This is a genomic window from Pseudomonas sp. S34 (assembly GCF_009866745.1).
GTDB lineage: Bacteria > Pseudomonadota > Gammaproteobacteria > Pseudomonadales > Pseudomonadaceae > Aquipseudomonas > Aquipseudomonas jessenii.
This window is the reverse complement of the sequence record NZ_CP019398.1, coordinates 4,747,079-4,773,660: the sequence shown is the minus strand read 5'-3', so window position 1 is coordinate 4,773,660 and position 26,582 is coordinate 4,747,079. Positions and strand designations below refer to the sequence as shown.

Annotated in this window: 24 protein-coding genes and 4 tRNA genes; 21 read left to right on the top strand and 7 right to left on the bottom strand. The window is 60.0% G+C overall.

Annotation, left to right across the window (positions count from 1 at the left end):
• Positions 1-2: 2 nt before the first annotated feature.
• The 4 genes from fabA to PspS34_RS21215 form a co-directional block, all read right to left on the bottom strand.
• Positions 3-518 carry a 3-hydroxyacyl-[acyl-carrier-protein] dehydratase FabA gene (gene fabA, locus PspS34_RS21230; RefSeq protein ID WP_003227150.1) on the bottom strand — a complete coding sequence of 172 codons (516 nt, stop codon included), beginning with the start codon at positions 516-518 and terminating at the stop codon, positions 3-5.
• 247 nt (positions 519-765) lie between these two features.
• Positions 766-2,667 (bottom strand): ATP-binding protein, encoded by a 1,902-nt coding sequence (locus tag PspS34_RS21225; RefSeq protein ID WP_154860356.1) that lies wholly within the window; start codon positions 2,665-2,667, stop codon positions 766-768.
• A complete protein-coding gene (locus PspS34_RS21220) occupies positions 2,664-3,596 on the bottom strand; it encodes an ABC transporter substrate-binding protein (protein WP_154860355.1) in 933 nt (310 codons plus the stop codon). The genes PspS34_RS21225 and PspS34_RS21220 overlap by 4 nt, the downstream gene beginning before the upstream one ends.
• A gap of 1 nt (position 3,597) precedes the next feature.
• Complete coding sequence (locus PspS34_RS21215; RefSeq protein ID WP_154860354.1) at positions 3,598-5,721, bottom strand: TonB-dependent receptor; 2,124 nt, start codon at positions 5,719-5,721, stop codon at positions 3,598-3,600.
• Between the two features lie 195 nt (positions 5,722-5,916).
• Here PspS34_RS21215 and PspS34_RS21210 point away from each other — a divergent pair, with 195 nt between their 5' ends.
• The 11 genes from PspS34_RS21210 to pyrF all read left to right on the top strand — a co-directional run bounded on the left by PspS34_RS21210 (position 5,917) and on the right by pyrF (position 15,477).
• The gene (locus PspS34_RS21210; protein WP_154860353.1) at positions 5,917-6,942 is read left to right on the top strand and encodes an NAD(P)H-dependent glycerol-3-phosphate dehydrogenase; all 1,026 of its coding nucleotides are present in this window, start codon (positions 5,917-5,919) and stop codon (positions 6,940-6,942) included.
• A gap of 31 nt (positions 6,943-6,973) precedes the next feature.
• Positions 6,974-7,321 (top strand): DUF4389 domain-containing protein, encoded by a 348-nt coding sequence (locus PspS34_RS21205; protein WP_056727994.1) that lies wholly within the window; start codon positions 6,974-6,976, stop codon positions 7,319-7,321.
• Entirely contained in the window at positions 7,318-7,773 is a 456-nt protein-coding gene (sixA, locus tag PspS34_RS21200; RefSeq protein ID WP_154860352.1) for a phosphohistidine phosphatase SixA, read from the top strand. Before PspS34_RS21205 ends, sixA begins: the two co-directional genes overlap by 4 nt.
• A 227-nt stretch (positions 7,774-8,000) precedes the next feature.
• A complete protein-coding gene (locus PspS34_RS21195; RefSeq protein WP_150812167.1) occupies positions 8,001-9,668 on the top strand; it encodes an AMP-binding protein in 1,668 nt (555 codons plus the stop codon).
• A gap of 32 nt (positions 9,669-9,700) precedes the next feature.
• On the top strand, positions 9,701-10,144 hold the full coding sequence (locus PspS34_RS21190; RefSeq protein WP_008003274.1) for a hotdog fold thioesterase: 444 nt from the start codon (positions 9,701-9,703) through the stop codon (positions 10,142-10,144).
• A 113-nt stretch (positions 10,145-10,257) separates the two neighbouring features.
• Positions 10,258-11,064: an alpha/beta hydrolase gene (locus PspS34_RS21185; RefSeq protein ID WP_154860351.1), complete on the top strand. Its 807-nt coding sequence runs from the start codon at positions 10,258-10,260 to the stop codon at positions 11,062-11,064.
• The gene (locus PspS34_RS21180) at positions 11,061-11,915 is read left to right on the top strand and encodes an alpha/beta hydrolase (RefSeq protein ID WP_154860350.1); all 855 of its coding nucleotides are present in this window, start codon (positions 11,061-11,063) and stop codon (positions 11,913-11,915) included. The genes PspS34_RS21185 and PspS34_RS21180 overlap by 4 nt, the downstream gene beginning before the upstream one ends.
• Before the next feature lie 50 nt (positions 11,916-11,965).
• A complete protein-coding gene (locus tag PspS34_RS21175) occupies positions 11,966-12,625 on the top strand; it encodes a glutathione S-transferase N-terminal domain-containing protein (RefSeq protein WP_150812169.1) in 660 nt (219 codons plus the stop codon).
• An 8-nt stretch (positions 12,626-12,633) separates the two neighbouring features.
• Complete coding sequence (locus tag PspS34_RS21170; protein ID WP_057713671.1) at positions 12,634-13,440, top strand: DUF4892 domain-containing protein; 807 nt, start codon at positions 12,634-12,636, stop codon at positions 13,438-13,440.
• 69 nt (positions 13,441-13,509) lie between these two features.
• A complete protein-coding gene (locus PspS34_RS21165; protein ID WP_090457260.1) occupies positions 13,510-14,565 on the top strand; it encodes an AI-2E family transporter in 1,056 nt (351 codons plus the stop codon).
• A gap of 213 nt (positions 14,566-14,778) precedes the next feature.
• A complete protein-coding gene (pyrF, locus tag PspS34_RS21160) occupies positions 14,779-15,477 on the top strand; it encodes an orotidine-5'-phosphate decarboxylase (protein WP_008016546.1) in 699 nt (232 codons plus the stop codon).
• A gap of 152 nt (positions 15,478-15,629) precedes the next feature.
• On the opposite strand, the gene PspS34_RS21155 is transcribed toward pyrF, so the two are convergent.
• Positions 15,630-16,634, bottom strand: coding sequence for an NADP-dependent oxidoreductase (locus PspS34_RS21155; protein WP_090457259.1), 1,005 nt, complete (start codon positions 16,632-16,634; stop codon positions 15,630-15,632).
• Positions 16,635-16,872: 238 nt separating this feature from the next.
• On the opposite strand from PspS34_RS21155, the gene PspS34_RS21150 reads away from it, so the two are divergent.
• The 3 genes from PspS34_RS21150 (at position 16,873) to PspS34_RS21140 (ending at position 21,358) form a co-directional block, all read left to right on the top strand.
• Positions 16,873-17,634, top strand: coding sequence for an SDR family oxidoreductase (locus PspS34_RS21150; RefSeq protein ID WP_046037522.1), 762 nt, complete (start codon positions 16,873-16,875; stop codon positions 17,632-17,634).
• Between the two features lie 265 nt (positions 17,635-17,899).
• Positions 17,900-19,285 carry a PLP-dependent aminotransferase family protein gene (locus PspS34_RS21145; RefSeq protein ID WP_154860349.1) on the top strand — a complete coding sequence of 462 codons (1,386 nt, stop codon included), beginning with the start codon at positions 17,900-17,902 and terminating at the stop codon, positions 19,283-19,285.
• 108 nt (positions 19,286-19,393) lie between these two features.
• The gene (locus PspS34_RS21140; protein WP_154860348.1) at positions 19,394-21,358 is read left to right on the top strand and encodes a methyl-accepting chemotaxis protein; all 1,965 of its coding nucleotides are present in this window, start codon (positions 19,394-19,396) and stop codon (positions 21,356-21,358) included.
• 222 nt (positions 21,359-21,580) lie between these two features.
• Here the strand turns inward: PspS34_RS21140 and PspS34_RS21135 are convergent, their stop codons facing one another.
• A complete protein-coding gene (locus tag PspS34_RS21135) occupies positions 21,581-22,339 on the bottom strand; it encodes a hypothetical protein (RefSeq protein ID WP_174245528.1) in 759 nt (252 codons plus the stop codon).
• 386 nt (positions 22,340-22,725) lie between these two features.
• Between PspS34_RS21135 and PspS34_RS21130 the strand changes: the two genes are divergently transcribed.
• From PspS34_RS21130 to PspS34_RS21115, 4 genes are all read left to right on the top strand, one after another.
• Positions 22,726-22,801: transfer RNA gene (locus PspS34_RS21130), tRNA-Glu, on the top strand.
• A 2-nt stretch (positions 22,802-22,803) separates the two neighbouring features.
• A tRNA-Gly gene (locus tag PspS34_RS21125) sits at positions 22,804-22,879 on the top strand.
• Between the two features lie 104 nt (positions 22,880-22,983).
• Positions 22,984-23,059 (top strand) — tRNA-Glu (locus PspS34_RS21120).
• A gap of 3 nt (positions 23,060-23,062) precedes the next feature.
• Positions 23,063-23,138: transfer RNA gene (locus tag PspS34_RS21115), tRNA-Gly, on the top strand.
• A gap of 58 nt (positions 23,139-23,196) precedes the next feature.
• Here PspS34_RS21115 and PspS34_RS21110 read toward each other — a convergent pair.
• Positions 23,197-24,066 (bottom strand): DNA-binding response regulator, encoded by an 870-nt coding sequence (locus tag PspS34_RS21110; protein WP_154860346.1) that lies wholly within the window; start codon positions 24,064-24,066, stop codon positions 23,197-23,199.
• A gap of 411 nt (positions 24,067-24,477) precedes the next feature.
• On the opposite strand from PspS34_RS21110, the gene PspS34_RS21105 reads away from it, so the two are divergent.
• The 3 genes from PspS34_RS21105 to PspS34_RS21095 are packed head-to-tail and all read left to right on the top strand — an operon-like array spanning position 24,478 to position 26,573.
• A complete protein-coding gene (locus PspS34_RS21105) occupies positions 24,478-24,684 on the top strand; it encodes a Flp family type IVb pilin (RefSeq protein ID WP_154860345.1) in 207 nt (68 codons plus the stop codon).
• A gap of 26 nt (positions 24,685-24,710) precedes the next feature.
• Positions 24,711-25,229, top strand: a complete 519-nt coding sequence (locus PspS34_RS21100; protein ID WP_154860344.1) for a prepilin peptidase — start codon at positions 24,711-24,713, stop codon at positions 25,227-25,229.
• A gap of 15 nt (positions 25,230-25,244) precedes the next feature.
• Positions 25,245-26,573, top strand: coding sequence for an AAA family ATPase (locus tag PspS34_RS21095; protein ID WP_154860343.1), 1,329 nt, complete (start codon positions 25,245-25,247; stop codon positions 26,571-26,573).
• Positions 26,574-26,582: the final 9 nt, after the last annotated feature.

Genomic DNA, 26,582 nt, shown 5'->3' with positions numbered 1-26,582 from the left:
CCTTAGAAGTTGTCAGTGGAGGTGAACACGCCGACCCGGAGGCCTTCGGCGGTGTAGATTTCGCGACCGTCGACAGTGACCGAACCGTCGGCGATGGCCAGGTTCAGCTTGCCCTTGAGGACGCGCTTGATATGAATGTTATAGGTGACTTTCTTGGCGGTCGGCAGGACCTGGCCGAAGAATTTCACTTCGCCCGAACCCAGCGCACGGCCACGGCCCGGCAGGCCTTGCCAGCCCAGGAAGAAGCCGACCAGTTGCCACATGGCGTCGAGGCCCAGGCAGCCCGGCATCACCGGATCGCCTTCGAAGTGGCAGGCGAAGAACCACAGGTCCGGATTGATATCCAGCTCGGCGACCAATTCACCTTTGCCGTACTTGCCACCTTCTTCGCTGATCAGGGTGATGCGATCAACCATCAGCATGTTCGGGGCGGGCAGTTGCGCGTTACCAGGGCCGAACAGCTCACCGCGACTGCAGCGCAGCAGATCTTCCCGGGTAAAGGCGTTTTGTTTGGTCATGCGAGCTCCTCAATAGTCCCATGCGGCAGGTGGGGCAAATCTTCCCGGCCGATCGAAGCGTTCATGCCTCGAACCGGCAGCCTACTCATAGACTATTGCGTTGTGGTGAAAGTCACAGCACCAAGGACATGAATGTACACTTGTGCACTGAAATTATTATTCAAGCCCCTTTTCGGGCCTGTTCGGGTGACTAAGACTGCCGCACTTTCGCCTTTCACGCCAGTCGCAGATGGTCGAAAGGCCTGTACTACTGCACCCAACGCTGAAGAATTTGCTGCAGATCAGTCCGTTTGAACGGCTTGGCCAGGTAATCGTTCATCCCCGCCGACAGACAGGCTTCGCGGTCGCCCTGCAAGGCGTTGGCGGTCAGGGCGATGATCGGCAGGTCGGTGCAACCGGGTAGCTTGCGTATTTGTCGGGTGGCTTCATAGCCATCGATGATCGGCAAGCGGCAATCCATCAGGATCGCTTCGAAGATCAGGCTCTCGGCACTGCGCACCGCCTGCGCGCCGTCGGCAGCGACACTGACCTTGAAGCCCAGGCTGCGCAACATGGCTTCGATGACGGTCTGGTTGACCGGGTTGTCTTCGACCAACAACACATTGCGTCCTTCGCCGTTGCTGTTGCGCGATTGCGCGCGAGGGGGCAGCAGCGGTTGTGTCTGCTGGTGCAATGCCAGGGGAATTTCCAGGGTGAACACCGAACCGCGACCTTCCTCACTCTGCGCGCGCAAGGTGCCGCCCATGCGTTCGGCCAGGGTACGGGCAATCGGCAGGCCCAGCCCCGTACCGCCGTAGCGTCTTGAAATAGAACTGTCGGCCTGCTGGAAAGCGCTGAACATCAATTCCAGGCTTTGCGCCGGGATGCCGATCCCGCTGTCGCGCACGGTGCAGGTGAACCACAGCAACTCGTGGTCCAGCGATTGCCACTGCGCCTCGATCGTGACGCGGCCCTGCTCGGTGAACTTCAGCGCATTGCCGACCAGGTTGACCAGTATCTGACGGATACGCGTCGGGTCGCCCTTGACCTGCAAACCGCGCATGTCGTCGGGGATCATCAGTTGCAGGTCCAGACCGCGTTGCGCGGCGCTGTGCTGGAACGACTGGGCGCAACTGCCGATCAGGTCGGTGAGGTTGAACGCAATGTGCTCCAGTTCCAGCTCTGAACGTTCGATCCGCGAGAAATCCAGGATGTCGTTGATGACCTTGAGCAAATGCTCGGTGGATTCGGAGGCCAGCGCCGCGTACTCCACCTGCTCCTCGGTCATGTCGGTGGTTTCCAGTAACTGCAGCATGCCCAGTACGCCATTCATCGGCGTGCGCAGTTCATGGCTCATCATGGCGAGGAAATCGGATTTGGCGTTGTTGGCCTTTTCCGCTTCTTCGCGGGTCTGGATCAACTGCGCCATGGCCTGATGCTGTTCGCGGCTGGCCTGCTCGAGACCGCTGGCGAGGTTGTTGATGTGTTGCGACAGCGCCCCCAGCTCGGTGTCGTCGACAATGGGCAGCGGTGTGTTGTAATCGCCGTCCTGGATCGCCTTGACCGCATTGCCGATATCACGGATCGGTTTCGACAGGCTGCCCGCCAGACGGCGGGCCACGAGGAAGGTAAACAGCAGGGCAAACAGCGCCAGGATGGCGGCCTTGAGCACGATTTCCTGTTGGCGCCGGCTGAAGGCATCGTTGGACAGCCCGACGATCACCCGACCGAGGTAGTCCTCGGTGGGGGCGGCAGTGGCGGTTTTGCTGCTCTGGAAAAAATCATTGTGCAACGCGATACGCTGGAGCCGTATCGGTGCCTGGAACACTTCGAGCTGTTGGGCGCGATTGTGGTGTTCGCTCGGTTGTTCGACGTACACCAGAACCCGGTTGGCGCTGTCCTGAATTTCTAGAAAACTCACGTTGGGTGTGGCCAGCGTTGCCTTGAGCAAGGTTTCGAGCACTTCGATGTTGCCCGAAATCACGCCGTACTCGGTGGCCGGGGCCAGTTGATTGGCGATCAACTGGCCGGTGTGGGAGATTTCCTGACGCAGATCCTGGATGCGCACGAAGGTGAAGAAACTGATCAGCAACAAGGTCAGCAGCAGTGCAGGGCCGAGGCTGATCAGTTGGGTGCGAGTGTTGATGTCCCAGCGACGGCGCAAGCTCATGGACGGCGTTCTCCTTCAGCCAGCAGTGTGGCGACAGACGCTTCGTTTATCTGTTCGATACCCAATGAACGCGCGACTTGCGGGTTGCTCGCGACCTTGAATCGATGGGGATAGTGCGTGCGCGGCCAGGTGGCTGGTGGCCGGTCGAGCAGTTCGTCGAGGACCGCCAGCCAGTCGCTCTGATCGCTATAGGTGCTGGCCAGGCTTCCGGCCTTGACGAATCCGGCGTTGGGTCCGATCAGGGCCACTTGCCGCGAATAGCTGCTCAACAGCAGGTTCTTTGCGGTTTGCGGGTTGTACAGGTCGGCATCGTCAAGTCCCAGCAACACGTCGCTGTTATTTAGCAGTGCCTGTAATGGACGACTGTCGTGAGTGTTGTCCCAGCGCTGGGTGACGATCTCAAGGCCCTGGGGGAGGGCGGCCTGACGCAGCTCATTCAACAGGAATTCGCTGTGGGTGTCGTAGAGCACGCCGATGCGTCTGGCTTGTGGCAACAGGGTGCGGGTCAAGCGCAACTGGCGGTCCAGTGGTGGATCGCTCCATAGCAGGCAAAGGCGCGCAGGCAACGTATTGTTCAAGCGTTGCCGGGCTTGCAGGCGGCTGATGCGCAGTACGAGAGTCGCCGGGCCCTGGGCGTTTTGCAGGCGCCAGTCGAGGCTGGGCAGGTCGAGCAGTATCAAGCGGATGTTTTCCGGCAGCTGGTCCGGTATCGGCATTTTTGCCAGCGTCTGGAAGTGTACGTTATCGCGTGGTCGCAACTCGCTCAGGGCCTGGGTAAACGCCCGCACACCGGGGCTGTCTTCGGCCCCTGTGAGCAAAATGTCGGCCGCGTTACTCGCCAGGCTGCCCAGCAGGCCGCTTGTCAGCAGGCAGAGTATGGCCAGCAGCCGACCCAGGGGCGGCATTCTGCAAGCCGGGCGATTCGGCATCTTAAAGCTCCAGCTCGGCGCTGAAATACATCACCTGGCGCTGGTCATAATTATTGTCGATGAAGGTGGTCGGCTGATTGTCCAGCCGTTGCTGGAGCACCCCGGCCAGTTCCAGGCTGGCCTTGCCCAAGGCGATACGTTTGGCGATGCGCGCATCGACCCGTTCAAAGCGGTAGCCGTTGAGGGCGTCATCGCCATTATAGAAAAGCGCACTGTTCCAGCCTTGGCCCCAATCGCGCAGCCATCCGGCCGAACCACTGTTACTTGCAGTCTGCCTGGCATCCAGCGGATTGCTGGCATCGGTATCGACGTAGGCATAAGTCAGTCGCAGGCGATCGAGGTTGCCGACACGCCAGTCGAGCTGGGTTTCGACCCCCGAAAAGCGCGCCTTGTTGGCATTGCTGGCAATGTACTGATTGTTGCGTAGCGGCTCACTGATCATGCCGGTGATTTCGTCGTGGAACAGCTTCACGTCGAGCGCCAGCCCCGGTTCGGGAAAATAGCCGTTGTAGCCCAGTTCCCGAGAGCGCATGTGCTCTTGATCAAGGTCGCCGGGGCCACGGGTCTTGACGAAATAACGGGCGCTGGACTGGCCAAACGCACCGGGCTTGAGGTTGGTGACCTGATAACTCCAGTTGACGTTGTTCTCGAACATGTCCGGTGAGCGGATGGCCTCGGAGTACACCGCACGCAAGCCGTGGCGCGGGTTGATCAGGTAGTTGACCGCCATGCGAGGTGTCAGCGAGCTGCCGGTCAACCGGGTGTCCTCGAACATGGCGCCGCCTTGCAGCAGCCAGTGTTCGGTGGCACGCCACTCGAACTGGCCGAACGCTCGCCAGATCCTGTCATCGAGAGTGCCATTGAAGTAGGTCTCGGAATTCACCCGGTCGTAACGGTAGTTTATCCCGCTGACCAGCCGCAGGTTATCGGCAAGGCTGAGGGTGTCCTGCAGTTCGAGGTCGTAGCGCGATTCCCGGGTGCTCTGGTCGATGTCGCCGCAAACGGTCTGGTTCGCGCCGTTGCGCCATTGATCGAGTACCTGGTTGGCCAGCGCCTGCTCGGCGGGCGTCCCGGCCGGCGCACCAGAGCCGATGAAACGCGTGATATTGCGGGCCAGGCGCTCGGTGTAGTTCGGGTTCAATTGCCAGAGTTCGGTCAGTTGCGGGCTGAACGAAACTTCTGCGTCGCAGGCGCGCCAGGTTTGCTGGCGATCCCAGTGTTGGGCCGACCCCTGGATATAAAGGCTGTGGTCCGGATTGACGTCCAGATTCCAGCGCAATGACCCGGCGTAGTCCTTGGCGGTGACGTCGGAGTCGTCGCCGGCGCGGGTAATTCCCGGGAACACCGGCCGGTAGGTATAGGGCCGCTGGTTGGTGCCGTCCTTGGCATTCAATTGCCAATCGAGGCTTTGCCGTTCGTCGAGGCTCTGGCTGACGGTGAGGTTGAAGCGCTCGAGGCGACGACTGTCATGGTAGTCAGCGCCGGTTCTGTCGGTGTCGAAGCCGTCGTCTTGCTGGCCGGACAGGGACAGGCGCATGTCACCATCCTCCCAGCCCAGGCCCTGGCTGGCGTAAAAGTCGTTGATGCCGCGCTGGCCCCGGGTGACCTTCATACGCGTGCCGTGACTGTCGGCCGGGCGCCGGGTAATGATGTTGACCACCGCCATCAGGGCGTTGGCGCCGTAGCTGACGGTATTCGGTCCGCGAAAGACTTCGATGCGCTCGATGTCTTCCATGGCCACCGGAATGTCACTCCAGTCCACGGTGGCCAGGCCGGCGCGATACACCGAGCGCCCGTCGATCAGCACTTGCATGCGCCGCGCTTCATTCGCATTGGTGCCGTGGTAGTTCACCGTCGCCTGATTGCCGCTGATGTTGCCGACCATCATCCCCGGCACCAGGCGCAGCAGTTCGCTGATGTCACGGGCACCGCTGGCGTGGATCAGGGCACTGTCGATCACCGTCATGCTTCCCGGCACGGCCGCCGGCGACTGCTTCAGGCGCGTGGCGGTGAGTACTTGCGGCAGCGGTTCGCTGTCCAGGAACAAGTCGTCGGCCAGCGCCGGCGAGCTGAAAATCAGCGCCAGAACCAGAGGTGAATGCGGTGAAGGAGAGCCCGGAGACACAACACATCCCTGTCAGTGATTGTTGGCGCGCATGTTAACCGAGCCGAATGACTTTTCCATTCACGATGTCTGCATTTTCCTCGGTTTTATTGGTCTTCTTCCTACGGGTGCAGGTATTTGATGTCGGGGCTGGCCGTCGATGGACTGCCCCGTATAATGCCGACATCGCCACTGGTATGGATTAACGGATTGCATATGACTGAACAGCGCCCGATTGCGGTCCTGGGAGGCGGAAGTTTTGGAACCGCCGTGGCTAATCTGCTGGCCGAGAACGGGCATCAGGTCCTTCAGTGGATGCGTGACCCCGAACAGGCCGAGGCCATTCGGGTCAATCGCGAGAACCCGCGTTACCTCAAAGGCATCAAGATTCTGCCCGGCGTCACGCCGGTCACCGACCTGCAAGCCACATTGGACGCCTGCGACCTGTGTTTCGTCGCATTGCCCTCCAGTGCGCTGCGCTCGGTGCTGGTGCCGCACGCCGAACGCTTGACCGGCAAAATGCTCGTGAGCCTGACCAAAGGCATCGAAGCCCACACGTTCAAGTTGATGAGCGAGATCCTCGAAGAGATCGCCCCGCAGGCGCGCATCGGCGTCCTGTCCGGACCCAACCTGGCCCGTGAAATCGCCGAGCACGCGCTGACCGCCACGGTGGTCGCCAGTGAAGACGAAGAACTCTGCCAGCAGGTTCAGGCCGCGCTGCACGGACGCACCTTTCGTGTGTACGCCAGCGCCGATCGTTTCGGCGTGGAGCTGGGTGGAGCGCTGAAAAATGTCTACGCGATCATCGCCGGCATGGCGGTGGCGCTGGGCATGGGAGAAAATACCAAGAGCATGCTGATTACCCGGGCATTGGCGGAAATGACCCGCTTCGCGGTGAACCAGGGTGCCAACCCGATGACCTTCCTGGGGCTGGCCGGCGTGGGCGATCTGATCGTGACCTGTTCGTCGCCCAAGAGCCGCAACTATCAGGTCGGCTTCGCCCTCGGCCAGGGCCTGAGCCTGGACGAGGCGGTCACGCGCCTGGGCGAAGTCGCCGAAGGGGTCAATACCCTTAAAGTGCTCAAGTCCAAGGCCCAGGAGGTTGGCGTGTACATGCCGCTGGTCGCCGGGCTGCACGCGATCCTGTTCGAGGGGCGCACGCTGGAGCAGGTCATCGGTCTGTTAATGCGTGGCGAGCCGAAAACCGACGTCGACTTTATTTCCACCAGTGGTTTCAACTAATCACACTTGCCAGAAAAGCAGGGAGTTGCGCATGAACGATCCAAAAGTAGAAGCCAAGTACGAGTCCATCCTGCTGCGGGTGCTGTGGATGATCCTCTTCGTGCTGGTGTGGCAAGTGGCGCAGTTCATCCTCGGCGCCGTCGTGCTGGTGCAGTTGATCTATCGTTTGTTTTATGGCGCCCCAAGCGCCAGCCTGATGAATTTCGGCGACAGCCTGAGCCAGTTTCTGGCGCAGATCGGTCGTTTCGGCAGCTTTCACAGCGACCAGAAGCCTTGGCCGTTCGCCGACTGGCCGACGCCGCGTACACCGGAAGGTGAGGCGCCGCATGTCGTGGCACCGGCACCGCATCCGGCCCGAGATGAGGAACCCAAGCTATGAAACTCTGGGTATTGCGTCATGGTGAAGCTGTACCACACGGCTCCCGTCCCCACGATTCGGAGCGGGAACTGACGGATAACGGTCGTAAGGAAGTATTGAAAATCGCCGCAGAGCTGATGGGGCAGCCACTGACCGGCATTTACGCCAGCCCGTACCTGCGAGCGCAGGAAACAGCGCAACTGGTACGAGACGCATTGGGTTTCGTACCGGAAATCCGCACCGTCGAGTGGCTGACACCGGACACGGAGCCGGACAAGGTGGCCGAACAGATGGTCGCGGTAAGCAACGTTTTGCTGGTCAGTCACAACCCGCTGGTGGGGAATCTGCTGAGCTACCTGCAGCATGGTGCCGGACATCCGCCGGAAAGGGTCAGCACTGCCGGTCTGGCGGAGCTCAAGGGTGAAGAGCTGCTGGTCGGGTCAATGAAACTCGACAGCATCAAGCATCCCTGACCACGGGTTTCATAGGGCAAAGCTTGACTTGAAGTGGGCGCCCAACACTGTGGGAGCGAGCTTGCTCGCGATAGCGTCAAGCCAGTCGACATCCATGTTGAATATTCGTCCGCCATCGCGAGCAAGCTCGCTCCCACAGATGTAGAAAGTTTTGTATGAAATAGTCAACCAAGCACTTGCTTGGTTGACTACGCTTGCTCCAGACCAAAATCACAGGAGCGAGTCGCATGTCTGCTGCTTTTCGTTTGCCGCTGGACGTTTTCTACGAGCGTGAGGCCCGTCATCCCCGCCAGCGCTTTCTGGTCCAGCCTGTCGGGGGCGGCCAGGTCGAGACCTTGACCTGGGCGGACGTCGGACATCAAGCACGCTGCGCCGCCCACTGGCTGCGAGCGCGGGAACTGCCGCAGGGCAGCCATATCGCTCTGATCTCGAAGAACTGTGCGCACTGGATCGTTGCCGATCTCGCGATCTGGATGGCCGGGCATGTGTCGGTGCCTTTGTACCCCAACCTGACCGCCGAGACCGTTGCCCAGGTACTCGAACATTCGCAAGCAGCGCTGGCATTCATCGGCAAGCTCGACGACTGGCCAGGTATGTCCCGTGGTGTCAGCCCCGACCTGCCGACCATCAGCCTGCCCCTGCATCCTCCCGGCGACTTCGATTTCAGTTGGGACGACCTGCAACGCAGTTCGCCCATCCAGGACAATCCCAAGCCTGACGCCGATCAACTGGCGACCATCATTTACACGTCCGGCACCACGGGCATGCCCAAGGGCGTGATGCACAGCTTCGGCACTCTGGGGTTTGCCACCACCCGCGGCACTGCGTTGTTCGGTCTCAACGAGTCGGACCGGCTGTTGTCCTACCTGCCGCTGTGCCACGTTGCCGAGCGCATGTTCGTCGAGCTGGCATCGATCTATACCGGCCAAACGGTGTTTTTCGCCGAGAGCCTCGATACCTTCCTCACCGACCTGCGCCGTGCGCGCCCGACCGCACTGTTTGGCGTGCCGCGCATCTGGACCAAATTCCAGATGGGCGTGTACAGCAAGATCCCGGCAAAACGTCTCGACTTCCTGCTCGGCCTGCCGATCATCGGCAAACGGGTCGGGCATAAAGTCCTCGCCGGGTTGGGGCTGGATGCGTTGCGCATCGCGTTGTCCGGCGCGGCTCCGGTGCCGCAGACCTTGTTGCAGTGGTACCGCAAACTGGGGCTGGACGTGCTGGAGGTCTACGGCATGACCGAGAGTTGCGGTTACTCCCACATCGGCATGCCGGGCCAGAACAAACCGGGCTGGATCGGCAAGCCGTGTCCGGAAGTCGAAGTGCGGATCGCCGAGACGGGGGAAGTCATGGTGCGCAGTGGTGCGACCATGCTCGGGTATTACAAGGAACCGGAAAAAACCGCCGACACCATTACCGAGGACGGCTTCCTGCGTACCGGCGACAAGGGCGAGGAGGACGCCGAAGGCAATCTGCGCCTGACCGGGCGCCTGAAGGAAATCTTCAAGACCAGCAAAGGCAAGTACGTGGCCCCGGCACCGATTGAAAATCGCCTGGCCGTGCATTCGCGCATCGAACAGGTCTGCGTGGTGGGCGATGGCTTGAGTGCGCCGCTGGGTTTGTGCGTGTTGTCGGCGGTCGGCCAGCAGGATGCCGGCGGGGCCGCGCGCGCCGGTTTGCATTCGAGCCTGGAAAAACTGCTGGAGGAGGTCAATGGTGCCCTCGACAAGCATGAACAACTTCGGCGCCTGGTGGTGGTCAAGGACAGTTGGGCCGTGGAAAACGGCTTCCTTACCCCGACCCTGAAGATCAAGCGCAACGTGATCGAAGCGGCTTACGGTGAACGCTTTGAGGAATGGAGCGAGCGCAGCGAAGCGGTGCTGTGGCAGGATTGATCCACGAACAAAACCAACGAGGACACTCTGCGATGAGCCTGTGGCGCACCACCCCGAACATCGAGCAGTTGAACGCAATCCAGAAAAACACCATCGGCGAAGTGCTGGACATCCGTTTCGAAGCTTTTGACGATGAGTCCCTGACCGCCAGCATGGTCGTCGATCACCGCACCCATCAGCCTTACGGCTTGCTGCATGGCGGTGCCTCGGTGGTGCTGGCCGAATCGGTCGGCTCGATGGCCAGCTACCTGTGCATCGATGCCAGCAAATTCTATTGCGTGGGCCTGGAAATCAACGCCAACCATTTGCGCGGCCTGCGCAGCGGACGGGTGACGGCGGTGGCCAAGCCGATCCACATCGGCCGCACGACCCATGTCTGGGACATTCGGTTGACCAGCGATGAGGGCAAGGCCAGTTGTGTGTCGCGACTGACCATGGCAGTGGTGCCCTTGGGTGAGAATCCGCCGGCGCGTTGAACCAAAACCATAGCTTTGACCGGACTGTCATCATTCCTGTCAGTTACGGTCATTGCTGTAGGACGCGGTCTTGCGGACAATCTACACCTGTTCTCGCTCATGGATTTGCAGGTATGTCGCAACAGATCTTTTTCGCCCACGCCAATGGTTTTCCTTCGGGGACCTACGGCAAGTTGTTTGCGGCGCTGGCACCCGAGTTTCAGGTGACGCATCTGGAGCAGCACGCCCACGATCCGCGTTTCCCGGCGGACGACAATTGGTACAACCTGGTGGATGAGCTGATCCATCACCTGCAACAACAGGCCGAACCCGTGTGGGGCGTCGGTCACTCCTTCGGTGGCGTGTTGCATCTGCATGCGGCCTTGCGCTGCCCGGAGTTGTATCGCGGCGTGGTGATGCTCGACTCGCCAGTGCTGACCCGAGCCGATCGATGGGTGATCCGGGCGGCCAAGCGCTTCGGTTTCATCGACCGCTTGACCCCGGCCGGCCGGACTCTCGGTCGACGTGAAGAGTTCGCTGACCTGGAAAGCGCCCGGAAATATTTCGCCGGTAAAACCCTGTTTCGCGGCTTCGACCCGGAATGCTTTGATGCTTATCTGCAACATGGCTTGCAACAGGCCGGTGACAAGCTGCGCTTGCGCTTCGACCCGGCCACGGAAATCAGCATCTATCGCGGTGTGCCGCACACCAGCCCGGGCAGCACCCGGCAGTTGCAAGTGCCGCTGGCGGTGGTACGCGGGCACGACAGCCGCGTGGTGATGCGCCATCACGCCAGTTCGGTCGACCGCCTGCCGTTGGGCGAGTCGTTGACCATGCCTGGCGGCCACATGTTTCCGCTCGAACGTCCCCTTGATACCGCTGACATGCTCAAAGGCCTGTTCTACCGTTGGGGCGGCCGTCGACAACAGGATTGCGCATGAACCACGTCGTCGAAGAGGTCCGCCTGAGCCTGCCGCACATCGAACTGGCGGCGCACCTGTTCGGTCCTGAAGACGGATTGCCGGTCATTGCCCTGCATGGCTGGCTGGACAACGCCAACAGTTTTGCCCGTCTGGCGCCGAAGCTTAAAGGCCTGCGCATCATCGCCCTGGACATGGCCGGTCACGGTCATTCCGGGCATCGCCCGCCGGGAGCCGGCTACGCCATGTGGGACTATGCCCACGATGTGCTGCAAGTGGCCGAGCAGCTTGGACTGCGCAGGTTTGCGCTGATGGGGCATTCGATGGGCGCCATTGCTTCGTTGATCATCGCCGGGTCGATGCCCGAGCGGGTTACCCACCTGGCGTTGATCGACGGCATCATTCCTCCTACAGACAAAGGTGAAAACGCTGCCGAGCGCATGGGCATGGCCCTGCAGGCGCAACTGGATCTGCGGGAAAAGCGCAAACCGGTCTACGACACCCTCGACCGAGCCATCGAAGCGCGCATGAAAGGCCTGGTGGCGGTCAGCCGCGAGGCCGCAGAACTGCTGGCGCAGCGTGGCCTGATGCCGGTGCCGGGCGGTTACACCTGGCGCACCGACAATCGCCTCACACTGCCATCGCCGCTGCGCCTTACCACCGAACAGGCCATGGCCTTCGTCCAGCGGGTCAAGTGTCCTGCAACACTGGTGGTTGCCGCCGACGGCATGATCGCCAAACACCCAGAGTTGCTGGAGCGTCTACCCTTTAGCCGGGAACAGCTGCCAGGCGGCCACCATTTGCACCTCAATGATGAGTCTGGTGCCGATCTTGTCGCAGACTGTTTCAATCGGTTTTTCGCCATTCCTTGACTTGCGCCGGGCAACTGTCGAGGCTTGGCGGGTTGAAAAGGGAGACAACCATGATAGATCTCTACACCGCTGCGACCCCGAATGGCCACAAGGTCTCTATCGTGCTCGAGGAACTCGGCCTGCCCTACACGGTGCATGCCTTGAGTTTCGACAAAAAGGAGCAGAAGTCCGCGGACTTCCTCAAGATCAACCCCAATGGCCGGATTCCGGCGATTGTCGACCGCGCCAATGGCGATTTCGCCGTGTTCGAGTCAGGCGCCATCCTGATTTACCTCGCTGAACAGACCGGCAAACTGATGCCATCGGACCCGAAGGGGCGTTCGCTGGTATTGCAGTGGCTGATGTTCCAGATGGGGGGCATCGGCCCGATGCAGGGCCAGGCCAACGTGTTCTTCCGCTACTTTCCGGAAAAGCTCCAGGGTGCCATCGACCGGTATCAGCATGAAACCCGTCGCCTCTACGAAGTGCTCGACACGCGGTTGCAAAGCGTGGAGTTCCTCGCCGATCAGTACAGCATTGCCGACATTGCCACCTTTCCCTGGGTGCGCGGCTACGAGTGGTCGGGCGTCTCGGTGGATGGCTTGACGGCGTTGCAACGCTGGATGGCAACCATGGAGGACCGTCCGGCGGTGCAGCGTGGCCTGCAAGTACCGAAACGCGCCGATGAAGCCAGTATTATCAAGGGCGCCCAGGCCATGCTGATCCGATGAGTCTATCCATGCGTTCATTCAGTTTGCTGGTGCTGTGCAGTTTCAGTCCCTTGTTATTCGCCGCCGATGTTCCGGGCAGTCAGGACCTGCCGATAGTGCCGCGCATGGTCGACGCCCAGATTGTCGACTATCGCCCCGCCGCCGAACTGGAGCGGATCTACCCGTTGGGCTCGATCCGTAAAATCAGTGGCCAGTTACGATTCGACGGCCAGGTCAGTGCCCGCGGCAACGTCACTTCGGTGACCTACGAATTACCCTCGGAACATTCATCCATCGAGGCGTTCACCGCTGCCCGCGAGGCTTTGCAACAGCAGGACGCCGGGTTGCTCTTCTGGTGCCAGGCGCGCGATTGCGGTGAAAGCAGCCTCTGGGCCAACCAGGTCTTTGGCAACGCCAAGCTGTACGGCGCCGACGATCAGCAAGCCTATTTGTTGCTGCGACTTGCCGCTCCAAGGGACAACACGCTCGTTGCGCTGTACAGCATCACCCGCGGTAATCGCAAAGCCTACCTGCATGTCGAACAGTTCGAGGCTTCGACACCGCTGGGCGAGTTGTTACCGACCTCCGCGACCTTGCTGCGTGAACTCAAGAGCACCGGCGAGCTCGATTTTGCCACGTTGAACAGCGCACCTGACGAGACCTGGCTCCGCTTGATTTCTCGCGGACTGAATCTGGATACCACCTTGCGGGTCAGCATTTCCGGAGCGAACGCCGAAGCCTGGCGTCAGGCCCTGATTGCCCAGGGCGTGCGTGCCGCGCGGCTGGAAACCGGTAGTGCCGAAGGCTCTGGCCTGCACATCGAGCTATTGCGCTAGGCTGTACCGGGCGAGCGCGTACGTCGCGTTCGCCTACTCTTTTGCTGACTGACTTTTTCGAGACTTTTGATGATCAATAACGATCGCCTGTTGGTGCAGATCCTGCTCGTGGCGTTGTTCGGCGCGAGCTTCTGGGTGATGGCGCCGTTCTGGTCGGCGATGTTCTGGGGCGCGGTCCTGGCGTTTGCCAGTTGGCCGCTGATGCGCTTGCTGACCCGTTGGCTCAATGGCCGCGAGTCGCTGGCGGCGGCATTGCTGACGCTGGGCTGGATGGTGTTGGTAGCGGCACCCTTGGTGTGGCTGGGTTTCAACCTTGCCGATCATGTGCGCGATGCCACGGCATTCATCAAGGATGCACAGGTTGAGGGGCTTCCCGAAGCGCCGCTGTGGCTGGGTTCGATTCCCCTGGTGGGCGGGCGGCTGGTGGGGATCTGGAACAGCATCGATGAGCAGGGCGCGGCGATGATGGTGTCGCTCAAGCCTTATCTGGGGCAGGTGGGTAACTGGTTGCTGGCGCGCAGCGCGCAGATCGGCGGCGGTATTCTCGAACTGACCCTGAGCGTCGTCTTCGTATTCTTTTTCTATCGTGACGGGCCGCGCCTGGCGGCATTTGTACACACACTGCTGGAGCGGCTGATCGGTCAACGGGCCGGCTACTACATTGAGCTGGTGGCGGGCACGGTACAACGGGTGGTGAACGGTGTGATCGGCACTGCGGCGGCCCAGGCGATCCTGGCGCTGATCGGGTTCCTGATTGCCGGCGTACCGGGTGCGCTGGTGCTTGGCATCGTGACGTTCATGCTCAGCCTGATCCCGATGGGCCCGCCGCTGGTGTGGATTCCGGCAACCGCGTGGCTGGTCTGGAAAGGCGAGTACGGGATGGCCATATTCCTCGGCATCTGGGGCACATTCATCATCAGCGGTGTCGACAACGTGCTCAAGCCGTACCTGATCAGCCGTGGCGGCAACCTGCCGCTGGTCATTGTGCTGCTTGGGGTGTTTGGCGGGCTGATTGCCTTTGGTTTTATCGGCCTGTTCATCGGCCCGACATTGCTGGCGGTGGCCTACAGCCTGTTGATCGACTGGAGCACGACCCAGGCACGGGGTGAAGATCGCCGGCCCTGAGGCGGGAAGTGCTGTTGTAGGGACCCGTTGCGGTTGCCGAGGGGTGCGGGTCAGGGTGTTGCGGGCGTGTCGTGTGTGTATCGAACTCGACACAATGGCCTCAAGGGCTAGTCTTGCCTGAGCCGTCGCGACGATTTACCGATCATCGGGTCCCGCAGCGGCGCTGGTTCCGCTACAATGCGCGCCGATTTCGACTTGCCTGAGAGCCCACTCATGTCCGCCTGCCAGACTCCCATCATCGTCGCCCTGGATTTCCCTACCCGTGACGCCGCACTGAAGCTGGCCGATCAGTTGGACCCGAAGCTGTGCCGGGTCAAAGTCGGCAAGGAGCTGTTCACCAGCTGCGCTTCGGAAATCGTCGGCACCCTGCGCGACAAGGGTTTCGAAGTGTTCCTGGACCTCAAGTTCCACGACATCCCGAACACCACCGCGATGGCCGTCAAGGCGGCGGCGGAAATGGGCGTGTGGATGGTTAACGTGCATTGCTCCGGCGGCCTGCGCATGATGGCGGCGTGCCGTGAAGTGCTGGATCAGCGCACCGGTCCTAAACCACTGCTGATCGGCGTGACCGTGTTGACCAGCATGGAGCGTGAAGACCTGGCGGGCATCGGCCTGGACATCGAGCCCCAGGAGCAGGTGCTGCGCCTGGCCGCCCTGGCGGAAAAAGCCGGGATGGACGGCCTGGTGTGCTCGGCCCTCGAAGCCCAGGCACTGAAAGCGGCGCACCCGTCGCTGCAACTGGTGACCCCGGGGATTCGTCCGGCGGGCAGCGCCCAGGACGATCAGCGCCGCATTCTGACGCCACGTCAGGCGCTGGATGCCGGTTCCGACTATCTGGTGATCGGCCGTCCGATCAGCCAGGCGGCGGATCCTGCCAAAGCCTTGGCTTCGGTCGTGGCCGAGCTGGCCTGATCAGACACACAGGATCCAAATGTGGGAGCGGGCTTGCTCGCGAAGAGGGCGTGTCAGTCGACATTGATATCGACTGACCCACCGCTTTCGTCGGAACGCCGCCCGGAGCAAGCCCGCTCCCACTTTGGATTTGTGGCCATTTCAAATGTGGGTCAAACCTTCAACACCAACTTCCCGAAGTTCTCGCCGCTGAACAATTTCATAAGCGTCTCCGGGAAAGTCTCCAGTCCTTCGACAATATCTTCCTTGCTCTTGAGCTGCCCCTTGGCCATCCAGCCGGCCATTTCCTGGGCGGCGCTGGCGTATTGGGCGGCGTAGTCCATCACCACAAAACCCTCCATGCGCGCGCGGTTGACCAGCAGTGACAGGTAATTGGCCGGTCCCTTGACCGCTTCCTTGTTGTTGTACTGGCTGATGGCACCGCAAATCACCACCCGCGCCTTCATGTTCAGGCGGCTCAACACTGCGTCGAGGATGTCGCCACCCACGTTATCGAAATACACGTCGACGCCCTTCGGGCACTCGCGCTTGAGGCCGGCGAGGACGTCTTCGCTCTTGTAGTCGATAGCGCCATCGAAACCCAGTTCATCGATCAGGAACTTGCACTTGTCGGCGCCACCGGCGATGCCAACCACCCGGCACCCTTTGATCTTGGCGATCTGCCCGGCAATGCTGCCCACGGCGCCCGCCGCGCCCGACAGCACCACGGTGTCACCGGCCTTCGGAGCGCCGACGTCGAGCAGAGCGAAGTACGCCGTCATCCCGGTCATGCCCAACGCGGACAAGTAACGTGGCAGCGGTGCCAGTTTCGGATCGACCTTGTAGAAGCCTCGCGGTTCGCCGAGGAAGAAATCCTGCACGCCCAGGGCGCCGTTGACGTAATCCCCGACCGCGAACCCCGGGTTGTTCGACGCAATGACTTTGCCCACACCCAAGGCGCGCATGACTTCGCCGAGCCCGACCGGCGGGATGTAGGACTTGCCCTCGTTCATCCATCCACGCATGGCCGGATCCAGGGACAGGTATTGGTTTTCGACCAGTATCTGACCCGCCGCCGGCTCGCCGACCGGTACTTCCTGGTAGGTGAATGTCTCGCGGGTCGCCGCGCCAACCGGACGTTTGGCGAGCAGGAATTGGCGATTGGTCTGGGAGGTCATGGCAGGCACTCAAGTTGAATGAAGCTTTGTTGATAGCCGGTCAGCGACGATGCCGCAAGTTCGGCTGATGCGGCGAATGCAGGTTGATCCAGTGCAGTGATAGTTGGTACGGCAGTCCCATCACTGCAACTCATGGGTGCCCAACCGGAGCCTTGATAGTGCTGCCGTGTTCAAGACCTCCATGGCTAGACTGGTCCTACGCGATTCCCCGCATTCTTCTTTTCGAGGACATAACAAAATGAGCATGACGTTTTCCGGCCAGGTGGTCGTGGTGACAGGCGGGGCGGCCGGTATTGGCCGCGCGACCGCCCAGGCATTTGCCGCCGAGGGCCTGAAGGTAGTAGTGGCCGATATGGACGTGGCAGGCGGCGAGGGCACGGTGGCGCTGATTCGTACCGCCGGTGGCGAAGCGACCTTCGTGCGCTGCAACGTTACCCTGGAAAGCGATGTAAAAAATCTGATGGAGGAGGTGATCAATACTTACGGTCGCCTCGACTATGCCTTCAACAATGCCGGCATCGAAATCGAGAAGGGCAAGTTGGCCGAAGGTACGCTCGACGAGTTCGACGCGATCATGGGCGTCAACGTCAAAGGTGTCTGGCTGTGCATGAAATACCAGTTGCCGCTGCTGCTGGCGCAAGGGGGTGGCGCGATCGTCAATACGGCATCGGTGGCCGGCCTTGGGGCGGCGCCGAAAATGAGCATCTACGCAGCCTCTAAACATGCGGTGATCGGCCTGACCAAGTCGGCGGCCATCGAATATGCCAAGAAGAAAATCCGGGTCAACGCCGTGTGTCCGGCGGTGATCGACACGGATATGTTCCGCCGCGCTTATGAAGCCGACCCGAAGAAAGGCGAGTTCGCCAACGCCATGCATCCGGTCGGTCGCATCGGCAAGGTCGAAGAGATCGCCAGCGCGGTGCTGTACCTGTGCAGCGATGGCGCGGCGTTCACTACCGGCCATTCGCTGGCGGTGGATGGCGGCGTTACTGCGTTTTAAAAAGCGACGTACAGATTCACGAGTACACACGCAGCCTGTGGGAGCGGGCTTGCTCGCGAAGGGGGAGTGTCAGTCGACATCAATGTGGATTGGCAAACCGCTTTCGCGAGCAAGCCCGCTCCCACTTTTTTGGGGGTCCGCTAAAGGGCCAGGCAATGTGTATCAAATGATTAGATCGAATGGTTTTGGCGGCGTTGTCGCACAAGTCTTCGAACACGCCTGTGATTAACTGCTAATCGCAAAATCAACAGGAGTTTGCTTGCTCATGGAATTGAGAATCGACCGACAGGCGCTGGTGCCCGTCGTACAGCAAATTGTTGACGCTCTGACCTGCTGGCTTCATTCCAGCGGGGTATCGCCCGGTACGCGCCTGCCTTCGGTGCGACAGATCGCGCGGATCAATTTGCTCAGTCAGTTAAGCGTCGCTCAGGCTTGTGAACGCCTGGTGACACAGGGAATGCTGGTGTCAGGTCATGGAGCCGGCTATGCGGTTGCCGATCCGGCATTGGCCACAGGCACAAAGCACGAGCCGGAGTGGTTCGAGGGGGCGGAGCCCGATCACGGGACTTTTTCGAGTGAGTTGAGGCTGGGCTGTGGCGGGCTGCCTGAAAGCTGGCGCGAGACAGACGATCTGACTTACGCGATTCGGCAAGTCAGTCGTACCGACACGGCCAGCCTGTTCAACTACAGCACGCCGTTGGGTTTGCCAGCCTTGCGACAACAGATCCTCAAGCACCTCAGACAGTTGGATATCCGGGCAAAGGACAACCGGATCATGACCACGGCGGGTGCCAGTCAGGGGCTCGACCTGATTGTGCGGACGCTGTTCAAGGCCGGTGACTGTGTGGTCGTGGAGAGTCCCGGTTATCCGGTGTTGTTCGATCTGCTCAGGCTGCACGGCATCCGCATGGTCGAGATACCGCGAACACCGCGCGGGCCGGACGTGGACGTGCTCGAGTCGGTGCTGGTCAAACACCGGCCCCAAGGGCTGTTCATCAATAGCTTCTATCACAACCCGACCGGCAGTAGCCTTGCACCGGTGGTGGCGCGCCGCCTGCTGCAACTGGCCAGGGCCTTCGGCGTGCAGGTGATCGAAGACGACGTTTATGCGGATTTGCACAGCGGTTCCGGTATGCGACTGGCTGCGCTGGACGACAAGGTGATTTACGTGGGCAGCTTTTCCAAGACACTCAGCAGTTCCTTGCGGGTCGGTTTCGTGGTGGCCGATGCCGAAGTCATTACACGTCTGGCCGAGGTCAAGATGATCAGTGGCATGGGCGCTTCGCGATTTTGCGAATCGGTGCTGGCGTGCCTGTTGGCTAACGGTGCCTACCGCAAACTGGTACAGCGTCAGCGCCAACGTTTGAGCAGCGACCGGCTGGTGGTGCTGCAATTGCTCGAAGATGCCGAATGGGAAGTTTTCGGCAAGCCGGCGGGAGGCCTGTTCATCTGGGCGCGATCACGAATGTCCGACTACGATCAGCTGCGAACCCAGGCACGGCGCCTGGGTGTACTGCTGTCATCGAAGACCGCCTTCAACCCCTCGGGTGAGGCCAGTGACTGGCAGCGTATCAACGTGACATATGCCTGCGATCCGCGTGCCCGGGCGTTCTTTCAGGCCACTGCCCGGGATCGACCTCAAGCGTTCTGAAAACGACGTTGGCGTAGCTTTTTGCCATTATTCCGAAGCCAGAGCCTTGTGTTGCCACTGGCCCGTTGCGAATCTGCGTCTACAGACTTTGGCAGGGGACTAAGTGCAATGAATTCGGCCGTGCAAGGACGTTTTGCCAACCTCGGTATGGCGAAAAAACTGGGTGTCGGGTTTGTCCTGGTGCTGTTGTTGACTGCGCTGGTGGCGGGCATTGGCGTTTGGTCCCTGCAAACCATCAGCCAGCGCTTCGATGGGCTCAAGCAAATGTCATCGCTCAACAGCGGTTTGCTCAAGGTGCGGCTACTGGAGCAGGAGTACGCCTTGCACGGCAATCCGAAAACCGTCGATGCCCTGCACGAGGGCGTCGATGGCTTGATCGCCCTGGCCGGCCAGCTCAAGGCCGCGTCTGCGGCCAACGTGCCGGTGATGAATGATGTCGAACAGTCCCTGGGAGCCTATCGCAAGGCCTTCGACGAGTTTGTCTCGCTCAGCCAGGCCAAGGACCTGGCGCTGGAAATGGCCAGTTGGTCGGTGTCCAGCGTGGCCAATAACCTTGATGTATTGCAATCCGGGCTCGCCGATGACGGCACCTATACGCTGAAAGATTCCGAAGGCAAGGACGGTGCGCAATTCATCGAGCAGGCCAGTCAGGTCAGCCAGGTTTCACGCTTGATGCTGCAAGCCATGAATGAAGCGCGCGTGCGTCTGGATCAAAGCCGCAAAGGCGACGACAGCGCCGGGCAGGGCAAGATCGAACAGGCCAGCCAGGCATTGGCCCAGGCCGAGCAGCTCAAGACTACGGTCAAGGACGAGGGTTACCAGACCGTCCTCAATGAGGTGATGGGTCATATCGTCAGTTTCAGTGACAAGCTCGCCGAGTACACCGGCCTGCTGGAACAGGAAAAAACCGTCTATCAACAATTGCACCAGCGCGCAGCCCAAGTGGTCGAGCGGGTGGATCAAGCGTATGTCGCGCAAGACCTGGCGATGCAGGTTGAACTGAAAAAGAACTCGCTGCTGATCATTGGCTCTTCCGCTCTGGCCTTGCTGGTTGGGCTGGTTGCCGCGTGGTTCATCACCCGGTTGATCGTGGCACCGCTGCGCCGTGTGATTCAGGTGGCACAGCAGATTGCCTCAGGGGATTTGAGTGCGACCATTGACGTGACCCGCCGTGATGAAATCGGCCAGTTGATGCAGGCAATGCAACAAATGGGCGCGGGGCTCAGCCACATAGTCAGCGGCTTGCAATCGGGTATCGAGCAGTTGGCGACTTCCGCCCAATCGTTGTCGGCGGTGACTGAACAGACCAATCTCGAAGTCAGCACGCAGAAGGAGGAAACCGAACAGGTCGCCACCGCAATGAATCAGATGACGGCCACGGTGCATGACGTCGCGCGTAATGCAGAGGAAGCTGCGCTGGCCGCGCAAACCGCTGATGGCAAGGTTGAAAGTGGTCAGCAGGTGGTGCGCCAGAGCATGGCGCGGATCGAGCAGTTGGCGGACTCGGCCACCTCGGCCAGTTCGAGCATCGAAAGCCTGAGTGCGGAAATCCAGAACATCGGCACGGTTTTGAGTGTGATCAAAAGCGTGGCGGAGCAAACCAATCTGCTGGCGTTGAACGCGGCGATCGAGGCAGCCCGGGCCGGCGAGCAGGGCAGGGGCTTTGCAGTGGTGGCCGATGAAGTGCGTGCGCTGGCCAAGCGAACCCAGCAATCGACCGAGGAAATCGAACGCCTGGTCAGTGCCTTGCGCTCGGCGGCGCAGTCGTCGGTGCAGCAGATCCAGAGCAGTGGCGAGTTGGTGAAGCTGGCGGTCAGCGATGCCTTGCAGACCGAGAGTGCGCTGGGAAGCATTGCGGCGGCGGTGTCGTTGATCCAGCAGATGAACCAACAGATTGCCGCGGCGGCCGAGCAACAGAGCTCGGTGGCCGAGGAGATCAACCGCAGTGTCACCAGTATTCGCGCCAGTGCCGATCAGTCATCGCTGGCGATGCAGGGCAATGCAGCGTCGAGTATTCAGCTGGCGCAACTGGGGGTTGAACTGAAGGGGATGGTGGGGCATTTCAGGCTTTGAAATGATCATCGGCCAGGCTAAAAAAGCCACCTCTCGGTTAATGCTCATCAGTTAACACACTAAACCTGTGGGAGCGAGCTTGCTCGCGATGGCGGACTGTCAGGCACTCCTTGTGTGACTGTCCAACCGTCATCGCGAGCAAGCTCGCTCCCACAGGGTGGCGGTGTTCAAGCCGTTGACTGATTGGCATTAACCTCTAGGTGGCTTTTCCATTTTCGCTGATCAGTCGTAGATCGCTTTCTTCTTCCAGTCCGCGTCAGCCTCGACGTCCTTGAGGCCTTCGGTCAACTGGTTTACGTCGCCTTCGACCGGCGCGATGCGATCCATGACCTGGTCGTTGGCCCGGGCCAGGAGTTTTTCCAGGTACTCCAGTTGCTCGGCATAGACCTGTGGTTCCTGCTGTTTGCGCAGGTATTGCACGCCACGTTCGAATGCCAGGCGGGCCTGTCCGGGCTGGTTCTGTTGCAGGGAGTGCTGGCCGAGGTTGTTGAAGAACTCGATGTGCAGCAGCACCAGGATGTGGCGCACTTCACGAATCCAGCGCTTGGCCTCGTTGGGGGGCAGGAAGCCGTCCTGGGCCGCGCGGGTAACCTGGCCGTGCAGGGCTTCGAGCAGGAAGCGTACATCCTTGGCCTTGGCTTCAGTCTGGATCGGTGCCGGCGGATTGTTGACCGGGATGGATTCACCCTGGCCGACAAGGGCCTCCAGTTCGGCGATCCGTGCCTTGAGGTTGGCGCTGGATTTTTCCAGATTAAGCAGGCGCTGGCAGACGTTCAGTTCCAGGCGGGCCAAGAGCAGCTTGAGGGCCGGGGTCATCAGCTGGCCGGGGAACGTCTCGGTGATTTCGCCGCAGCGTCGCAGGCGATCGTTGAGCTCAATCTTGGTACGGGCCTTTTCCAGCTTGTTGTTTTCCACCACATGGTTCATGTAGCCAATGGCGATCAACAGTGCGATCCCGGCTACGACTAGCAGGGTGATCATGAGTGGCGTCACCGGTAAGACCTCTTTATAGGTTACGCATGCGGGTTGAGTGGCTTGGCATTTGAGCCCCCAGGCCTGCACGACGGGTTGGATCGGACATGCTTGTTCTTACTATCGGCCGGAGCCCCGCTTCTATGAATGATGGCACTCGATACTCAGATTGCCATCATCGGGTGGACTATAACGTCTTGGCGGGTGCCAGAATATAGGCGTCAAACGCCGGGCAGCGGAAAAACCGCAATGGCTCCCAAAAGCAGGGCGAAGTCATTGATTTAAATAAATTTATATCAGGGGGTTGACGACCTCTCAATCCATCCATAGAATGCGCGCCACTTGCAGCGTAAAGCACACAGCGAAACGAAGCAGGGAGTGAATGTTGTACGTGTGTCCCCTTCGTCTAGTGGCCTAGGACACCGCCCTTTCACGGCGGTAACAGGGGTTCGAGTCCCCTAGGGGACGCCAATGCGGGAATAGCTCAGTTGGTAGAGCACGACCTTGCCAAGGTCGGGGTCGCGAGTTCGAGTCTCGTTTCCCGCTCCAATTTTAAACAGCGTTGCTTTCGGGCAGGGCTGAGTGAAACCAGAACCAAGTCTTCGGATGCGGCTCTGGACACCGAAACACACACCATGTGTTCCGGGTAGCGTGTCCCCTTCGTCTAGTGGCCTAGGACACCGCCCTTTCACGGCGGTAACAGGGGTTCGAGTCCCCTAGGGGACGCCATTTGCGGGAATAGCTCAGTTGGTAGAGCACGACCTTGCCAAGGTCGGGGTCGCGAGTTCGAGTCTCGTTTCCCGCTCCATATTTAACAAAAACGCCGCTCATTGAGCGGCGTTTTTGTTTGCGCGTAAAAAAACAGGTCAACTGCTGAGGCTTTGTACCAGGCTTTCGAGCGCTTCAGAGGTTTCTTCATCCTGCTCCAGTTGCACAGCTGCAGCCGCTCTGAGTTGGCGTGCCAGGCGGTATTCGCTGGGTGTGCAGTTGGCGAACTGCTTGAAGGCACGGGCGAAGTAGGAAGGATCCTTGAAGCCGGCCTCATAGCCGATGCTGGTAATCGGCATCTGGCTGTTGTCGAGCAGTTCTTTGGCGAAGTTCATGCGCTTGTCCAGGATGTAATCCGTGAAGCCAAGTCCATTGGCTTCCTTGAACAGGCGGCTGAAGCGAAATGTCGTCATGCCGCAGCGCTGAGCCAATTCCCTCTGATCGATGCTGTCTCGAAAGTGCTGTTCGATGTACAGCATGACATTGTTCAGCGCCTGGTGTTTTTGATGTCCTGAGGTCCGCCGGATGCTGTCCGGCAGGGTCGGGGCGTGGTCGATTTGCGATGATTTGACCTGGCCGTGGGCATTTCGGCGCAGCTCGCAGAGCTGCACCACCGCCGTCAGGTAACGCTTCTTCTCGGTGGTCGAGAGCGGGAGCACCATGTATTCCCAGACGCTGGAGCGCATGGCCCAGACAGCCAGTTCCTCCGAGTGCTGCACGGTGAACATGGTGATCGGGATGCTGGGGGTGGTGCGTTTGATCTCCAGCAACAGCCTCAAGCCTGGCGTGTCGGGGCGATCAAAATGGACGCAGATCATGTCTGCCTGTTCCCTGATGGGCAGCACGGAGTTTTTCGCCAGATTGCAGTCGCAGGAGCCCTCGAACTGCGCGACGAGTTCTTTCGTGGACCGATCATGAGTCAGATCGAACCACAGGAGCGATGGCCTTTTGGTCAAATTGGACGTCATGTCTCTACTCTGGGGTTCTTGGTGACTCTCTCGCTAATGAGTATTGCCAAGGTGCCATCACTTTGCAGATTTAATCCTGATAGGAAAGACGATTTTTAGTTCTTTTCGCTCTATGGGTTACCTGGAGGGCAGCCCCGGGCGAGTGTTTGTTGGTGTGTTATCGACGAACCCGGCTCGAACCGTTTGTCGCTTGTTAATCAATGACAATTGCCTTTGGTTTTCAACGCCTTGGTTTATCCCTCCCCGTGACTTCTGCAAAGGCCAATGACCCGTATTTGGCCAGCCCGCAAAAAAGTCCTAACGATGTGCAAAATCTTCCTAACGCCCATGCCTTGCCACTGACTAGGGTTGCATCAGGCAGCGCAGAAAGTACTGCCTCAGAAAAAACAACATTCGAGTGAGGTGGGCAAAATGATCATGCAAACAATCAAGGCTTCGGTAGTGAAGTTCGCCAAAGACGAAGATGGTCTGACCATTGTGGAGTATGCGGTGGCCGGTGGGCTTATAACCCTGGCGGTTGTCACTGCTTTTACCACGTTGGGCACCGCCATTATCGCCAAGCTCGGTAAGCTAGCGGCTTGTATGGGTGCCACGGTCGCGGGGCAGACTTGCACGTAAGCCTATTCCCAGTGAGAGATGCAGCGATGCCTATTGAGCAGATGTTTACATCAATAGTTCTGTTAGGGCTGCTAGGTATTGCGGTGGTGAGCGACCTTCGTCGCCACCGCATCCCCAACCTGCTGGTTCTTTTAGGACTTGTTTTGGGTTTGACCAGTCAGGCTTACGCAAGCGGAGTTGAGGGGCTTGGTAATGCTGTGCTGGCCATGCTGATCGGCTTTGCAGTGTTTCTACCCTTGTACGCTCTGGGCGGTATGGCCGCCGGGGACGTCAAGTTGATGGCCATGGTCGGATGTTTTTTTACACCGCATGACGCGTTGTGGACGGCGCTTTTCAGTCTGGCGGCCGGTGGTTTTTGCGGTTTACTGATCATCCTTTTTCATGGCCAGCTGCTGCAAACCTTAGCGCGCTACTGGTTGATATTAAGGGCGCGAACCTACTTGGTTCCGGCGGTAGATGAAGTGGCCGGAAAGCCTTTCCCATACACTGTCGCAATTTTGCTCGGAACCTTGGCCAGTGGCTATTGGCTGCAGATCGGCCCGTAGCCCAGGAGGCTAGTCATGCATGTCATCGTCGAAAGTGATGCCTACCCCAGCGATCGGAGCGCGGTGCAACGTCTGGCCCCTCAGCCCTGCACTATCCGCGAAACCGGTCTGACCGACAGTTTTCTCGGCGAGTTGGTGTGCAAGCATTTGTTTGATGCCGGTGTGCTGGACATGTCGCGGCTGGTGGAACGCCTGGCGCTGACCGGCGCGGTACTTGAAGAGGTCCTGGCGTTTCTGCGCAAGGATGGCCGTGTCGAAGTGCTTGGCCAGGGGAGTCAAACGGGCGGGCAGATGTTGCGTTATGGCCTGACCGAACGTGGTCGCAGTGTCGCCCGCGATGCCCTGTCTCGCAGTGGCTATATCGGTGCGGCACCTTTCCCGGTGAGTACCTACCGCTCCCTGATCAAACTGCAGACCATTCACCATGGTCGCATCAACGCCAACGATATGCGCAATGCCCTGGCTGGCGTAGTGCTCACGGAGGAGATGCTCGATCAGTTGGGTGTGGCGATGAATTCCGGGCGCGCGATCATGATTTATGGCCCCGCGGGTACCGGCAAGACTTATGTCAGCAGTCGGCTGATCCGTCTGTTCGCTGAGGCCATCTGGGTCCCTCATGCCATCGTCATCAACGAGGCGGTGATCGAGATCTATGACCCGCAGGTGCATCAGCGGCTCGATGAAAACGCTCAACAGAACAACCTGATGCTCAACGAAGGGATCGACCGTCGACTGCTGCGCTGCAAACGCCCGATCGTCATCACGGGCGGTGAGTTGAGCATGGAGCAACTGGACGTTCGCTATGACCCCTTCACCCGTCAATACCAGGCCGCCTTGCAGCTCAAGGCCAGCAATGGCCTGTTCATCATCGACGACATGGGGCGCCAGCGCATGGCCCCCGCCGAGCTGTTCAATCGCTGGATCGTCCCGATGGAAGAGAAACGCGACTTCCTCAACCTAGGCGGCGGTCGGCATTGCGAGTTGCCGTTCGATCTGATTCTGGTGTTTTCCACCAACCTCAACCCCCTGGAGCTGGCCGATGAGGCCTTCCTGCGCCGGATTGGCTACAAGCTGCAGTTTGGTTACCTGAAGCCCGAGCAGTACGAAAAGATCTGGCGTATGGAAAGCGAGCGTCTGGGCATTTCCTATGACCCGCTGCTGGTGCGTTACGCGTTGCAAAGGCTTTATGCAAACGAAGGCATGCCCCTGGTGCCCTGCCATCCCCGCGATCTCCTGAACATGGCACTCGATCGCCAGCGTTATATGGGCGGTTCCGGACCACTGTCACCGAAAGAGTTGGAATGGGCCTGGCGCAACTACTTCGTCCAGCTCGACTTTCTTTGATACGGAGAT

Excerpts from the sequence above, each read along its gene's own strand:
- PspS34_RS21170 (WP_057713671.1), top strand. The coding sequence starts at position 12,634 with ATGCGTTCATTCAGTTTGCTGGTGCTGTGCAGTTTCAGTCCCTTGTTA.
- fabA (WP_003227150.1), bottom strand. The coding sequence starts at position 518 with ATGACCAAACAAAACGCCTTTACCCGGGAAGATCTGCTGCGCTGCAGT.
- PspS34_RS21165 (WP_090457260.1), top strand. The coding sequence starts at position 13,510 with ATGATCAATAACGATCGCCTGTTGGTGCAGATCCTGCTCGTGGCGTTG.
- pyrF (WP_008016546.1), top strand. The coding sequence starts at position 14,779 with ATGTCCGCCTGCCAGACTCCCATCATCGTCGCCCTGGATTTCCCTACC.
- PspS34_RS21095 (WP_154860343.1), top strand. The coding sequence starts at position 25,245 with ATGCATGTCATCGTCGAAAGTGATGCCTACCCCAGCGATCGGAGCGCG.
- PspS34_RS21105 (WP_154860345.1), top strand. The coding sequence starts at position 24,478 with ATGATCATGCAAACAATCAAGGCTTCGGTAGTGAAGTTCGCCAAAGAC.
- PspS34_RS21220 (WP_154860355.1), bottom strand. The coding sequence starts at position 3,596 with ATGCCGAATCGCCCGGCTTGCAGAATGCCGCCCCTGGGTCGGCTGCTG.
- PspS34_RS21100 (WP_154860344.1), top strand. The coding sequence starts at position 24,711 with ATGCCTATTGAGCAGATGTTTACATCAATAGTTCTGTTAGGGCTGCTA.
- PspS34_RS21110 (WP_154860346.1), bottom strand. The coding sequence starts at position 24,066 with ATGACGTCCAATTTGACCAAAAGGCCATCGCTCCTGTGGTTCGATCTG.
- PspS34_RS21140 (WP_154860348.1), top strand. The coding sequence starts at position 19,394 with ATGAATTCGGCCGTGCAAGGACGTTTTGCCAACCTCGGTATGGCGAAA.
- PspS34_RS21225 (WP_154860356.1), bottom strand. The coding sequence starts at position 2,667 with ATGAGCTTGCGCCGTCGCTGGGACATCAACACTCGCACCCAACTGATC.
- PspS34_RS21135 (WP_174245528.1), bottom strand. The coding sequence starts at position 22,339 with ATGATCACCCTGCTAGTCGTAGCCGGGATCGCACTGTTGATCGCCATT.
- PspS34_RS21145 (WP_154860349.1), top strand. The coding sequence starts at position 17,900 with ATGGAATTGAGAATCGACCGACAGGCGCTGGTGCCCGTCGTACAGCAA.
- PspS34_RS21180 (WP_154860350.1), top strand. The coding sequence starts at position 11,061 with ATGAACCACGTCGTCGAAGAGGTCCGCCTGAGCCTGCCGCACATCGAA.
- PspS34_RS21190 (WP_008003274.1), top strand. The coding sequence starts at position 9,701 with ATGAGCCTGTGGCGCACCACCCCGAACATCGAGCAGTTGAACGCAATC.
- PspS34_RS21205 (WP_056727994.1), top strand. The coding sequence starts at position 6,974 with ATGAACGATCCAAAAGTAGAAGCCAAGTACGAGTCCATCCTGCTGCGG.
- PspS34_RS21185 (WP_154860351.1), top strand. The coding sequence starts at position 10,258 with ATGTCGCAACAGATCTTTTTCGCCCACGCCAATGGTTTTCCTTCGGGG.
- PspS34_RS21175 (WP_150812169.1), top strand. The coding sequence starts at position 11,966 with ATGATAGATCTCTACACCGCTGCGACCCCGAATGGCCACAAGGTCTCT.
- sixA (WP_154860352.1), top strand. The coding sequence starts at position 7,318 with ATGAAACTCTGGGTATTGCGTCATGGTGAAGCTGTACCACACGGCTCC.
- PspS34_RS21210 (WP_154860353.1), top strand. The coding sequence starts at position 5,917 with ATGACTGAACAGCGCCCGATTGCGGTCCTGGGAGGCGGAAGTTTTGGA.
- PspS34_RS21195 (WP_150812167.1), top strand. The coding sequence starts at position 8,001 with ATGTCTGCTGCTTTTCGTTTGCCGCTGGACGTTTTCTACGAGCGTGAG.
- PspS34_RS21155 (WP_090457259.1), bottom strand. The coding sequence starts at position 16,634 with ATGACCTCCCAGACCAATCGCCAATTCCTGCTCGCCAAACGTCCGGTT.
- PspS34_RS21150 (WP_046037522.1), top strand. The coding sequence starts at position 16,873 with ATGAGCATGACGTTTTCCGGCCAGGTGGTCGTGGTGACAGGCGGGGCG.